This is a genomic window from Candidatus Fukatsuia endosymbiont of Tuberolachnus salignus (assembly GCF_964030845.1).
Classification (GTDB): Bacteria; Pseudomonadota; Gammaproteobacteria; order Enterobacterales; family Enterobacteriaceae; genus Fukatsuia; species Fukatsuia symbiotica.
This window is the reverse complement of the sequence record NZ_OZ034983.1, coordinates 1,409,196-1,421,211: the sequence shown is the minus strand read 5'-3', so window position 1 is coordinate 1,421,211 and position 12,016 is coordinate 1,409,196. Positions and strand designations below refer to the sequence as shown.

Below are 12,016 nucleotides of genomic sequence, written 5' to 3'. Positions count from 1 at the left end.
TTAAGGTTGGAAGGTTTGCTCAAAAGTAAAGCTGATTGACAGGGTGTTGCCCCCTAAGGGAGTGACTCTGATGGAATCTGCTGCCACGCGGTAGAGACCCAGCACCCCATAGGGTGGCGTCCATAAGCAAGATTGTGTGCAGTGCTGGCGAATAAAGGTGAGTAACGGCAGCATGTTTTTTTCAGTGCCCTGAAAGGTTAGCGGCCAAGATTGGCTTTCGGGATTGATTCCGTCGCCCGCAACCTGTTTGTAGCCATCACCGAACTGCGCCACCCTGACGCGATGTAAAAAACTGCCCTCCGGGGTACCCTGAGTACGCCAGGTGAAGGTATCGATTGCCATAATTGTATCCTGATTATTTAATCACCCCCGCCCGTGCATCGCCATCCATAAAGGCGTACCGGGCTTGCTAAGCTGTTCACTGATAGTCGTGGTAATCGCTGTTTTGATTTGTTTTCGCAGGGCAGCGCTATCCTGTGTGCTTGGGCTGGATTGCTGTCCCATCCCTTGATTCAAAATATTAATATCCCCCACGTTGATTGCTACCGCTGTAGCTTTCCCTTGCCTCCCCAATGAAGGGAGGCACGGCGATTTTGTTTGGCGATGACTGACCAAGCCCCCTTCCGCATAACCGCGCATCAGATACCGTCTTGCCCATCATGATGCAAGTGCTATTTTTGTATCGAATGGGATGCCTGATTTCAGCACACCATACGCCAGTTGGAGTAATTTGCGCATTGCCGCACAGACGCCCATTTTACCCCCTTTATGGCGTGATACGAGTCGTTGCCACTGTGCTTTCACTATCGGATTACAAGAAAGGGCAGCCAGAGCGGGCATATACAACGCTTTCCTGAGCTCGGTATGACCCCGTTTTGATAGGCGGCTCCGTCCTTTAAATAAACCTGATTCACAAAGTTTTGGGTTAAGCCCGGCATAGGCCACCACTGCCTTACTGTTAGTGAATTTTGACACATTACCCACATACGCCAGCAAACTGGCACTTAGTATTTCACCGATACCAGGAATACTCTCCAGCAACGCTTTATTTTTCTTTAAGTCAGGATCGTTATCGATATGGTTTTTTATTTTTTCTTTGGTGGCCTGGATTTGTTGTTTAAGTGCAGAAATGATTTCAAGCAGTGAGGATTGAACGACATCGTCAGCCACTGATTGCCGATTTTCTTGCATTTGCCTCATTTCCTCTAAACTCTTTAGATGGCGTACTAGCGCGGTTAATTGACGTTCGCTCAAGGGAGGAGGAGTCCAGAGGACAGGTGTATGCAGTGCGCAGTAGCGCACTATCATTTTTGCATCCCCCTGATCCGTCTTGTTCCGACTCAGTTCACTCTCACCAAAGGCATGAATACGTGATGGGTTTTCTAGGCTGACGTCAATGCCATTATCAACTAAGAACATAGCCAGTGGAACACTGTAACTCCCTGTGGCTTCGAGACAAATATGACAATCCCCGTAAGGGATAAGCCATTTCAGTAGTTGGCTAAATCCAGAGGGGGTATTCGGGAATGCTTTTGTTTTATACTTTTTTCTCTCTACCCACACTGCAACATCGAATTTTAATTTGGCAACATCAATACCCACTGCGGTCTTGTCCATGGCTGATTCTCCCATGAAAAACAGATAATTAAATGATCGCCCCGACCTTCCTTATAAATACGTGCTCTTAGCACAAGATACCGTTCGGTCTTACAGGCGACGATAAATATGTCACCGGGGTTTTATCTGACTGCACAAGCTTTAAGCCTAAGGGCGCAAACAAACTCTCCGGTGACATCCCAATGATCAGTTGGGGATCATCAACCTTTGAAAGTTAATAATCAAGATATAAGGGCATAAAGATTATCGACGCCAATACGCTCGGTGGCGTCTTTAGTCATCACAAATTCGCCTTTGTGGACGATACCCGCAGGCTGGTATTTGTCGCCTTCACCGGTGTAGCCACCCTTCGCATGACTGGGCACATTACTGCTCCAGCGAGTATTTATGCCCATAACACCGGTTCCCAGTGCATTGCTACTGGCTGCATTTACAGGGTGAGTTGTAAACGCCCCCCCTATCCAGCCCATAGCCGCTTGTATCGCTTGGGCAATTAATAGGCGATTAATGATATCGACGATATTTGTCAAAAACGCCGTGGCAAAGCTTTTTAGATTGGCCTGACCGGTGGTGGTCAATTCGGTCATCATCGAGGACAAGTTGCCCAGGGTGTGATTGGCGAGTTTTTGTGTTGCCGCGAAGACGTGAGTGGCGGTTTCACCGTATTCGGTTATTCCTTGTTTCATGCCCGCCAGCCAGTTGCCCTCGTTCATTTTTTCCTGATGAAAACCGGTATGTAATTCTTGTTTTGCCCTGAGATAGGCGGCGGTGATTTTTTCTAGTTGCTCGGCATCGGTGATGCCTTCTTTTTGTTTCTGATAGGTATTATCCAGCTGAAAGGTCTGGTCAACGCGTTTTGCCTGTTTATCGGTGAGTCCAAATCTAGCCTGCTGCTGAGCGTTACGACGGGCAAGAGACTGGCTGGTGTCTTCCATCTGTTTGAGTGCGGCGAGCGCTTTTTGGCGCTGGCTGTTCTCACGGGATAACTGAGCTTCCAGTTGCAGGCTGGCATTGATTTCTTTGGCACGGGCTAACAGAGATTGTTGGTCAGCAGTCAATAACGATTTGGTTTTTAAATCCGCTATCTGCTGTGTGAATCTCACCTGCTGCTTTTCCTGCTCATTCATTGAAGCCGTGAGCGTTGCCTGTTCACGTAACATCGCGACCCGCTGACGGCTTTCCAGTAAAGCACGGGTGGCAGCATCATCGCGATAGACTGCGGCTGGACGGCCTGTTGCCTGGCGGATGTTGGGTGATTTTTTGCGCTTCTCGTCGGGAAATCGTGCTTCGATAGCCGCACGGATACGCACTTGTTCCTGCGGGCTGAATCGGGTAGCAATCTCGTTAAATTTTTTCAGCTCTTTGCTGCGCTGCTGGGCTTGGTTGGCATAGCGTTCACGCCAGTGGTCACGGCGTTGCAGCGCCGCTTTTTCGATTGCTTCGGTGGTGTGATGGGCTTTTTTACGCGCCGCGGTTAATTCATCCTGAAATTGCTTTTCCAGTAAGGCCGTTTTTTTATTTTCCAGCTCTTTGATACGGGTGCGATTAAAAAACCCTTTGCGCGCCGCATTTAAATGCGCCTCCGCCAGGGCCAGTTCATCCTGTATCGTTTTGTCTCTGCCGATATCCAGCATGGCATTCCAGGCGCTCTTGGCCGTGTTTTTCAGGCTGTACCAGGCTTTTTCCATCGTGCCCAGATTAGCGACGATGTCATCCGCCCGGGTTTTCAGGGCATTGGCATAGGCCTCCATCGCCAGACGTGCGGCACCCAAGGTATTGCCCGCGCGTTCCAGGGCGGCTATCTGTTCATACTCGGAAGCCGTCAGAAAATGCAATTGCTTGTCGAGCGCTTTGACCGCAGTAAGCGGTTCCTCCTGTAAGCGGGTAAAATGTTTGACGGTGTCATCGACGGATTGTCCCGTTGCCGCCGCCATTTTGGCGGCCGCCACGCTGACCTGTTCAATTTGTGTGCTGTCAAACGCGCCGCTGCCCACCACCTGTGCCAGAGCTGCCGATAACGCCGATTGGGTTAACCCGTCACCGGAGAGTCGTTTAGCCAACTGTTGTAATTGAGTGGCGGTTTTGCCCGCATACTGGCCGGTCAAAATCAGCTGCTTATTGAAGGTGCTGCTTTCTTGTGCACCCCGGTAGTAGGCCAGTCCGACGCTTGCCAGCGCGGTCGCGGCGCCCCCGAGCAGGATTTTGGTCGGTGTCAGCCACTGTCCCATGGCTTTGAGTGCATTGGCGATGCCACCAAAGCTGTCCCGGATTTGTCCTCCTTGCTGAATGGCAATCAGGTACAGCGGCATCCCCCCGGCAATCGAGGTCGCAATGTCGGTAAACTGCATCGGCAATTGACGTAATGCCATCCGGTATTGACCCGCCGATATCGTGCCTTTTTTCCAGCTGTTTTCTTGTTCCCTGAGTGTGGCAATGAAAGGTGCAGCCTGTTGGGTGACGCCCAATTGTGCGGCTTTGTAGGCCAAAATCTCCGCAGTGGTTTTCCCCTGACATTCACTTTGTTCACGCAGTTTAGCAATAAAGGCGTTTTTTGCCTGAGCGGCGACTTTGTCTGCAGCGGCTTGCGCCGCCGCGGCACGACCTTCAGCGGTTCTCGCTTGGGCAGCTTGAGCGAGTTCATCACGCGCCTGATGAATTGCCCGGGCGGCTTGGTCAAAGGTGTCCTTGTCAAGGAACGGCAAGTTTTTATACCGCCTGAGCTGCGCTTCCCTCTCATCAAGCTTGCCAAAGGCCGCGGTGACCGGATGAATTTTACCCAATAAGCGGTGCAGCTCATCACGCTGTTGTTGCAGGCTAAGATTGGCTTGATGTGTTTGATGGCCGAACGCATTGAGCGTACGGGTGGCCGGTGTAAACGATGAATTGAAATCCTCGGCTTGCGCGGCAGTACGCGCGGCCGTGTCGCCAAAGTGAGCCAGTGCCCTGTCCCCTTTTTCCAGGTTTGAGGTGTCGACACGTAGCGAAATCGTTGCAATCTCTGTCATGTGGCACTCCGTGAGTGGATCAGGGACAAGGCGATACTTTCCAGGGTGCGAATATCGTCAAAAACGGTTGCGCGGGGTTCTACGCCTAGTAGAGTCATCACGTGGAGTAGGCAGCCATATAGCGTAGGCTGTATAAATTGATGTATAATTTCAAGATGACTTATCCATTAAAATTTCGCCAACATGTATTGGCTATTAAAGAGCAAGAAAAGCTTACATATGCCCAAACGGCCACACGTTTTTGTATTGGGACCGCAAGTCTGATGCGCTGGGCTAAACGAATAGAACCTTGTCTGACACGTGATAAACCCGCCAGTAAAATAGCTCGAGCGGCGTTGATTCTTGATGTGGAAACCTACCCTGACGCGTCTCAATACGAGCGAGCCCAACGTATGGGAGTGAGCGCTAGAGGTATCTGCCATGCGTTGAAACGGGCAGGGTTTAGCTATAAAAAAAACATTTTATCATCCAAAAGCCAACGCCCAATCCCGAGAAGATTTTCAGATCAAGATCCAGGCCTATGAAGCCAGCGAGACCCCTATTATTTACGTTGATGAAAGCGGTTTTGCTCATGACATGCCCCGCCTCTACGGCTATTGAGCTAAAGGTAAGCGGTGTTACGGTCAACATGATTGGCACGCTAAAGCACGTACCAATGTCATTGGCGCTCAGCTTAACGGAAAATTAACCACCGTTTGTGCCTTTGAATACAATATCAATAGCGATATTTTTCATGCGTGGGTAACCCAAGACTGACTGCCAAAAATCCCTCAAGGTGCTGTTATCGTGATGGATAATGTGAGCTTTCACAAACGCCAGGATATCCAGTCTACTAGACAAAAATCTGGTTTTATTCTGGAATATCTCCCGACGTATTCTCCTGACCTCAACCCGATTGAGCACAAATGGGCTCAGGCTAAAGCCCTTCGTAGGAAACGACAATGCGATATCGACACTCTCTTTTCTGACCCTTTATTTTGAATCAATTTATACGGCTACAGCCATAATCCAGGCCAGTCGGACCCGCCATCCCCGTGCGCCATTGGGTTGACATGGCACGCATGACGAGGAAAGACGGCCAGATGTCAGGCCAAATCTCAAGAGGCTGCGGGGAAAAATCCTCAGGGCGTAAGCCTGCGCTGGCTAATTCTTCCGCACAAGGCGCTGGGGTGTAGAGCGCCGTCGCAACCGCCCTCAGTTTTTTTCGCGTTGACCCAGGAGCTCACGGTAAAAGGTGTGAATGATAGCTTCAATGGCTTGGGGATAGTTATTCGCCAGCTTGGTCAGATTGTCACGATTTAACTCATCGGGCAGCGCCCAGGCGGCGGTAATGTGCTCAACAAAATCCAATCCCGTTTGGTTTTTGCGTTTTTCCCGCTCCGCCATCTCGTTGAGTGGCACATGTTTGAAGGTAAAGGTCACGATACCTGCCTCCAGGCCCGCGCGTGGAATCGCCACATCGGCTTTAAATCTGGGCTGAGGTTGCAACGTAAATTCGATCGACATACGGTGTCTCCTTAAGCGGGTTCTTTGTAAAATGTCATGGCGGGACTCTGCATATTCAGTACCAATGAGACCGTTTCCACGGCGTTAACTTCAGTATGAGGCACCTCGTTAAAAGCCACCGTCGCTGACCAGTAGCGCTTTTCTTTGGCCTGCGGCACGAACATCGAGAAGGCGACCACGTCCTGACGCTGATCGGTCTCCCGTAATAGCGGATAAATCGCCAAAGCAGGATCATGTCCCAAGGTATAGGTCAGGGTGCGCGGGGCTTTCACGGTGTTGATATTGCGTTGCACGGTATCGGATAAAAATTGCAGGCTGACCGTTTGTTGATCGCCGCCAGAACTGGCAACCTCTTTGATTTGCGGGATTTCTGTCCAGGTTTTTATTTTGCGCAGACTGCCCGCGCCGCCACCGGCAACAAATTGTGTGGTCTGGCGGGTGTCGATATTTTCCAGGGTGAGGCTGGTTGCCGTCGCCGCCGACACGCGAGCAACCCGTTCATTGAGCCCCGTCCAGCCGGAAGACAGGTGAACAAGGTCATCCTTTTTAATTTTGTCGTTGCCGACCACCGTGAGCACCGCATGGGCAGCATTCGTGATAGCCGTAAACGGTAGCGCGGTTTCGTAGTCTGAGGCCAGGTAAACCTGGGCACCATTTGGTAAGGCAAAGCCCATAAGCTGTCTCCGAGTGTTGAGAGAATAAGAGGATGTTTAGAAATAAATTGATAACGAAATAATTTTCGAGGGCAGTTGATCAAGATAAGGTCGCTGTCCGACTTTTTTATTCGATGAGGGTGTGTAGTTTAATGAGCGCTTCTTCAATCACGATGTGATCAGCTTTTTCAATGAATTCACCGTCTCGGGCAGTGATATCAACCATTCTGCTTTGATTTAATAACACGACGCCTTGGGTTTGCGCGCCACTCCCTGATAATGTTACCGTGAAACCCTGATACCTTGAGAAAGCACCGCCTTGTGTGATCGGGGCAATCAAAACCATGCCAAGATCATTGAAGTTTTTAGGAGAGAGTACCAATACTGGTCGTCTGTCACCTTGCTGTTCTTTTCCTCGAGTCGGGTTGAGTGTTAACAATACGATATCACCGCGCGAAAATCCTTTTCTACGTGTCACCATATTTCTTCCCCTACGGGGGAGTGATCGTCACCCCATACACTTTCTTCCGTTTCAAGTGGGGCACTGGCATCACATTGTTTAATCAGTTCGGCCAGGGTGTAACGCTTAGGTTTGGGCGTCAGAACCAAGGTGCCGTCTTTGATTTCCAGATCCAGTTCTTGACCTACAGAGACCCCAATTTTTTTCAGAAAGAGCGCCGGTATGACGATACCGTTGCTATTGCCCCATTTTTTGATGGCTACTGTCATAAGACCTCCGAACATTGATGTTTATACAGCGTATAATAGTGACAGAAGAAGTCAATAATTATATTTAGTCTATACATTATATGTGAAGATACCCTCTGACAAATGTGAAGCACTCTAACAATTCACTACGGGGTAGTCGCCGATCAAATCATATGCGCCCGATAGCGCAGACTGAGGGGCAGACTGTAGGTGTGACAGTGCGTGATACCCGCAAATACTGTGAGGACACTAATGATTGCACAGCGGATAAGGCCATCGGTTAACGTGGTGCCCAAATCAAACAGATTGATGAGGTCATCAGCGACAGCTTGAACTTGAGCCTGGCCGCTACCCGTCGGGACACAGAGGGTCATTTGATAGACCCCGTGATAAACCCGGGAAACTTGCGCTAAATCCAGGCATTCTGTGGTGGCAGGCAAGAGATACGATTGCAGATACAGGCTGCCGGTGTCACTAAACTGCACGTTTTGACTGGCGACGGGAACCCCTTTTTTTGCTGCCCAGGTGCCCAGATGGTGCTCAAGTAGCGCCATGATACGTCCCGTGCTCATTTTTTCATCTCCTTAACCGCCTGGTTAAACAGCGTCTGGAATGCTTCCGCGGTGACACGAACCATACCGTTGGGCGCCTGTTTCGAGTGACCGAACTCCAGCCGATAGGCATAGGGCACGGTGTTGCTGAAATAGATGGCCTGCGTACCCGGCGTAAACTGCGTTAATTGCTGCATTCCCTCCGTTAGCGTCAGATTGCCACGGGGGTCAATGCGTCCGGTTTCTGTTTCTGCGGGCACATCAAAGGTCACCTGCCAATTGCCGCGAAATCGACCACCGGTATAGCCGGGTGGCGCTTTGCCTTGCCAGGTGTCCGCGTTACCCACTGGCGACATTGTCACCAATCTTGCCAATATTTTCATGCCCAGCACCTGGGGGAGTGCCTGATGCGCCTGTTTACTCTGGTTAATAAAGGCAGTCATGGAGGCCATAAAAGGTTTGTTATCCGTCATCTTAGAGCCTGTTCCAAATCTTCTTGAGCGACGCTCAGACGAGGAAAAAACGTGTGAAAAAGCGCAGTTTACAGAGAGTAAATGAGCATTTTGAGCGCGTTTTTGACGAAGTATCAGCAAGCACAAGAGATTTAGAACAGGTTCTTAGGCTCTCAGTTGCAATTGATAACACAGCAGCAATGCAGCAGGTTTCACGGGAGTGACCTGTATCACCCGATGGGCTTTGCCCTCGATAAGAAGGCGATCGCCCTGATAAATTTCCGTCTCAGCGGTTGCCATCATTTTACTGTCACCTTGTTGGATAAGCGTGCCATCAATTTCACCGGTGGTGTAACGCGCCATGACACCCGTCAGCCTGTGATTTTCTAGCGGAACAGCGATTTCAACGCCTTTGATGACCTGAACACCCCCGCCTCGCTGTAGGGTATAAGGGACACCATTGTCACGCAATAAACGGTCGGCAGCACGGCGTAAGCCTGCATCATTGATCGCCATGTCATCACCCCCTGACGAGCTGGATTTGGCAGCTGCTGATGAGCAGGCCGTGCAGTAAGCCAGGCAACCAGCTAAAATGAGGTGACGAAGCAGACCCCGACGCATAGGTCACACTGATTGCCCCTGAAACACTTTCCTGAATAACTTCCTTGCCACCTGAAAACGACGGCGTCAAATCGATAGCCTGTGCGGCCAACGCCAGACGGCATTGCGCCTGAAGGACTTGTGATGGAATGCACTCTTTGGGCAATAAATAGCCATCGAAGATAACCCCTGAGCGCGGCCAGGCCAGGGGCTGAGAAGCGGTGGTCCGTTCGCCTTGCCAGTTCAGTCCCGCCAGGTAATCCAGAGCTTTTATCAACAAGGTTTCACAGGCAATGTCCTCCTCGGGGAGCGGCTCACCTCGTTTGCTGGCGAGTCGTCGCAAATCGGCGACACGGGCATAACTTTCCCTTTCGGGTGAATTGATATCCGTGATGAGCATGTTATTTTTCCTGTTCACTGTGTTGCCAGCCTTCATCCAGCCAGCGGGTGATTTCATCGGGATGCACATTGGCGGTTATCGGATCATCAGGGTGAAGAGGGGAAGGATGCATCATCGGGATAAGTGCTGAAGGCGGTGGTGTTACTGCTGTATTGTCTTTTTTGTTTTTCGTCATGCTTTTTTCCTAACATAACCTCGATTCGGGATAAGCATAAGCCTCACTAAGTAGACCACATATTCACACAAAATATACTTTACAATCAATATGTTAGTCGTGTATTTTAATTACGTACCTTTACTTGCAACCCTGTTTATATTGCATCATGGTACAGTGACATTAAATACAACATTTGGATTGTTACGGAAAAAAAGGATATTTACATGAAAAGGACCAAGAAACTTTTGACACTATTACCAATTTTATTATCGCCAATGTTTACCTTTGCTTCCCCTGCTGCGGTTCCTGCGGGTTGTAAAGTTTGGATGGTACCTGAAGGTCCGTGGCTTTCACGCCTGCTCGTTTGTTCTCAACAGAAAACAACCCCCTCGTGTCCTTTATCTCAACAGATTACTGATCGACAGGATATCATGATGCCCCCAAGAATCGGGTGACCCGCTTTTTTGTATATGAGTTAGACTTATGCTTATCTCTATTCAGTTAAAATAAAGCGGCTATCACGCCGCTGTCTTAGCCTAAAATCAGCGCACTGTGCTCCGGTTTCACTGCCGCGACACCCCAGGCTAGCCCGACTTCATAGCGTATCTGATGATACTGACGGTAGAGCGCCACCTGGAAAGTCATGCCGGAGACCGGATCGGTGACATTCATCACATCATCGGCGATATCCCCGCCTTGAGGCATCGCCGGTGTCCGTGACGCCAGCAGGAATGCATTGCGATCGAATGCCATGTTAGCGGTGTAGTGACCAACCAGCGTGACAGCGGTGTTGTCCGCCAGGTCTTGCAACAAGCCCGGTGCAGACAAGGTGATAGTCGAGGCGCTGGCTGCTGCCACCACGTATTGATGCGTATCGCCGGTAAAGGTGACAATATCCCCTCGGTTTATCGTGCCGCTTCCACTGTCTACGGCAATGAGCTGATTGCCGACGTGATAACCGCCCGCTTTGTTGACCAGAAACCCGCTACCCGTCCCTGCTGTGACCCGTTTGATGCCCGCGGAATTGTGCAAATTAAAGCCTTCGATACGCCCGATGGTGCCTTCACGTAACAGGGCTTCGCTGCCCGCTTCGTTGACTTTAAACAAGACGGATTGTTTGCCACGAATGTTGGAAATAGCCGCTGACCCCAAGACCATTTGCAAATCGGTGGTCGGGGCCCCGTTATCTTCCAGCACGCGACGCGCATCGGCAAAATCGGCCAGGTCTTCTTTGACGCCAAAGGGAGTGCTCCCTGCCTTTCCGACAGCCAGTTGTTCTTCCCCGTTCCATTGCACGGGCGCCATTTTGGATTTGCTGATTTTAACTTCCACCGTACTGAGTGTTTGTTCCGCACTGCCTGCCGCCGTGGGACCGGGCACGATGTCCACCGTTTTAGCGATGGGGGCCACCGGTGCGGTGATATTTTGATCGAGGGCGGCGGTTTCCGCTTTGCTGTTACGGGCGACGGCGGGAATAAAACCGACTTGCTCACGGGAAACGCTGTCTAATGCGGTATAAATGGTGGGGATCAACCCCGTTAAGGTATTGCCTGCCATGCTGTTGCTCCAGGGTTAAGGGTAAGGTGTGTAATTAATCGACGATCGAGATACCGTCTTTGAGTGCGGCCTGTTTGCTGCCGATGTCCAAGGCATCAAAGGCGCTGCGTTTGAGTGTTTTGTGTCCGTGCTGCTGGGGTGTGGGTTGTGAACCGCCGCCACGGTGGCCGGAGGCTTTCAGAATGTGGTCTTTGTGCGGATACTGTTCGATGAGGTATTCTAAGGCTTCCTCAAACTCCGCGATTTCCCCGGGCTGACGGCGTGAGAATACCTTGTTGCCTGCCGCATCCGTGGCGACCACTTTACCTGCGTCAATGCTGAATGCGTGACCGAACCGGGCTTGCACCAAATCCGCCGGGATCGCCAGGTTATCCTGGATAAACGTCGAGCTGCTGAAACGTCCGCCAATCATCTCTTGATACAACTGGGCTTCCAGGGTTTTATTTTTGCTGCTGGCCTCGTCAAGCTGAGTTTGAAAAGCTTGAGTGATTTGTGCTTTCACCTGGTCGACCGCACCGGCCTCGATTAATTTCTTTTGATCGATGTGGGTGAGCGTTTGCAGTGCTTCACGGGCTTTCGCTGGGTCGTCAATGCCGGCAAACGCCTTGAGCTTGGCTTCGAGTGCTTCCTTGGCCTCACGGTGGCTTTTGGCTTCCCCATTGAGGGCGCTAATTTTGTTCAAGGCTGCCACCGCATCAAAGGGGATCGCTTTGCCGTCCTCATGCAAATACACCGGCATGCCGTTTTCCAGTACCGCTTTTCCTTCTGTATCGAGGTGCAATTTCATTGCTATTGTCTCCGCCCGCAGGC

19 protein-coding genes are annotated in these 12,016 nt (G+C 50.8%); 3 read left to right on the top strand and 16 right to left on the bottom strand.

The annotated features are described in order from the left end of the window. The 4 genes from AAHH42_RS07090 to AAHH42_RS07075 form a co-directional block, all read right to left on the bottom strand. Nucleotides 1-342, bottom strand: a complete 342-nt coding sequence (locus AAHH42_RS07090) for a phage tail protein (RefSeq protein WP_342221953.1) — start codon at nt 340-342, stop codon at nt 1-3. Between the two features lie 21 nt (nt 343-363). Next, nucleotides 364-639: a hypothetical protein gene (locus AAHH42_RS07085; RefSeq protein ID WP_342221917.1), complete on the bottom strand. Its 276-nt coding sequence runs from the start codon at nt 637-639 to the stop codon at nt 364-366. Nucleotides 640-657: 18 nt separating this feature from the next. After that, nucleotides 658-1,632 (bottom strand): IS110 family transposase, encoded by a 975-nt coding sequence (locus AAHH42_RS07080; RefSeq protein ID WP_342221038.1) that lies wholly within the window; start codon nt 1,630-1,632, stop codon nt 658-660. Between the two features lie 206 nt (nt 1,633-1,838). Further along, nucleotides 1,839-4,622, bottom strand: coding sequence for a phage tail tape measure protein (locus AAHH42_RS07075; protein ID WP_342221918.1), 2,784 nt, complete (start codon nt 4,620-4,622; stop codon nt 1,839-1,841). A 155-nt stretch (nt 4,623-4,777) separates the two neighbouring features. Here AAHH42_RS07075 and AAHH42_RS07070 point away from each other — a divergent pair, with 155 nt between their 5' ends. Further along, nucleotides 4,778-5,146 carry an IS630 transposase-related protein gene (locus tag AAHH42_RS07070; protein WP_072549715.1) on the top strand — a complete coding sequence of 123 codons (369 nt, stop codon included), beginning with the start codon at nt 4,778-4,780 and terminating at the stop codon, nt 5,144-5,146. Between the two features lie 265 nt (nt 5,147-5,411). Then, nucleotides 5,412-5,603, top strand: coding sequence for a transposase (locus AAHH42_RS07065; RefSeq protein WP_342221998.1), 192 nt, complete (start codon nt 5,412-5,414; stop codon nt 5,601-5,603). A gap of 1 nt (nt 5,604) precedes the next feature. Here AAHH42_RS07065 and AAHH42_RS14795 read toward each other — a convergent pair whose 3' ends face one another. Beyond that, nucleotides 5,605-5,706 (bottom strand): DUF1799 domain-containing protein, encoded by a 102-nt coding sequence (locus AAHH42_RS14795; protein WP_425286330.1) that lies wholly within the window; start codon nt 5,704-5,706, stop codon nt 5,605-5,607. Here AAHH42_RS14795 and AAHH42_RS14790 point away from each other — a divergent pair. Further along, nucleotides 5,675-5,797: a hypothetical protein gene (locus AAHH42_RS14790; protein ID WP_425286316.1), complete on the top strand. Its 123-nt coding sequence runs from the start codon at nt 5,675-5,677 to the stop codon at nt 5,795-5,797. The genes AAHH42_RS14795 and AAHH42_RS14790 overlap by 32 nt on opposite strands. Before the next feature lie 19 nt (nt 5,798-5,816). Here AAHH42_RS14790 and AAHH42_RS07055 read toward each other — a convergent pair whose 3' ends face one another. The 11 genes from AAHH42_RS07055 to AAHH42_RS07005 form a co-directional block, all read right to left on the bottom strand. Continuing rightward, nucleotides 5,817-6,128, bottom strand: a complete 312-nt coding sequence (locus tag AAHH42_RS07055) for a phage tail assembly chaperone (RefSeq protein ID WP_072551181.1) — start codon at nt 6,126-6,128, stop codon at nt 5,817-5,819. A gap of 11 nt (nt 6,129-6,139) precedes the next feature. After that, the gene (locus AAHH42_RS07050; RefSeq protein ID WP_342221862.1) at nt 6,140-6,706 is read right to left on the bottom strand and encodes a phage tail protein; all 567 of its coding nucleotides are present in this window, start codon (nt 6,704-6,706) and stop codon (nt 6,140-6,142) included. A 202-nt stretch (nt 6,707-6,908) separates the two neighbouring features. After that, complete coding sequence (locus AAHH42_RS07045) at nt 6,909-7,259, bottom strand: type II toxin-antitoxin system ChpB family toxin (RefSeq protein ID WP_162860101.1); 351 nt, start codon at nt 7,257-7,259, stop codon at nt 6,909-6,911. After that, on the bottom strand, nt 7,256-7,510 hold the full coding sequence (locus tag AAHH42_RS07040) for an AbrB/MazE/SpoVT family DNA-binding domain-containing protein (RefSeq protein WP_119797406.1): 255 nt from the start codon (nt 7,508-7,510) through the stop codon (nt 7,256-7,258). Before AAHH42_RS07040 ends, AAHH42_RS07045 begins: the two co-directional genes overlap by 4 nt. A 143-nt stretch (nt 7,511-7,653) precedes the next feature. Then, the gene (locus AAHH42_RS07035) at nt 7,654-8,061 is read right to left on the bottom strand and encodes a phage tail terminator-like protein (RefSeq protein WP_342221846.1); all 408 of its coding nucleotides are present in this window, start codon (nt 8,059-8,061) and stop codon (nt 7,654-7,656) included. Then, a complete protein-coding gene (locus AAHH42_RS07030; RefSeq protein ID WP_119797405.1) occupies nt 8,058-8,513 on the bottom strand; it encodes a hypothetical protein in 456 nt (151 codons plus the stop codon). Before AAHH42_RS07030 ends, AAHH42_RS07035 begins: the two co-directional genes overlap by 4 nt. A gap of 144 nt (nt 8,514-8,657) precedes the next feature. After that, nucleotides 8,658-9,008, bottom strand: coding sequence for a hypothetical protein (locus AAHH42_RS07025; RefSeq protein ID WP_342221845.1), 351 nt, complete (start codon nt 9,006-9,008; stop codon nt 8,658-8,660). 4 nt (nt 9,009-9,012) lie between these two features. Then, entirely contained in the window at nt 9,013-9,492 is a 480-nt protein-coding gene (locus AAHH42_RS07020) for a DnaT-like ssDNA-binding protein (RefSeq protein WP_342221861.1), read from the bottom strand. 1 nt (nt 9,493) lies between these two features. Then, complete coding sequence (locus AAHH42_RS07015; protein ID WP_342221860.1) at nt 9,494-9,667, bottom strand: hypothetical protein; 174 nt, start codon at nt 9,665-9,667, stop codon at nt 9,494-9,496. A gap of 513 nt (nt 9,668-10,180) precedes the next feature. Continuing rightward, a complete protein-coding gene (locus AAHH42_RS07010; protein ID WP_342221858.1) occupies nt 10,181-11,206 on the bottom strand; it encodes a P22 phage major capsid protein family protein in 1,026 nt (341 codons plus the stop codon). Nucleotides 11,207-11,240: 34 nt separating this feature from the next. Then, the gene (locus AAHH42_RS07005) at nt 11,241-11,993 is read right to left on the bottom strand and encodes a DUF6651 domain-containing protein (protein WP_342221047.1); all 753 of its coding nucleotides are present in this window, start codon (nt 11,991-11,993) and stop codon (nt 11,241-11,243) included. Between the last annotated feature and the right edge of the window lie 23 nt (nt 11,994-12,016).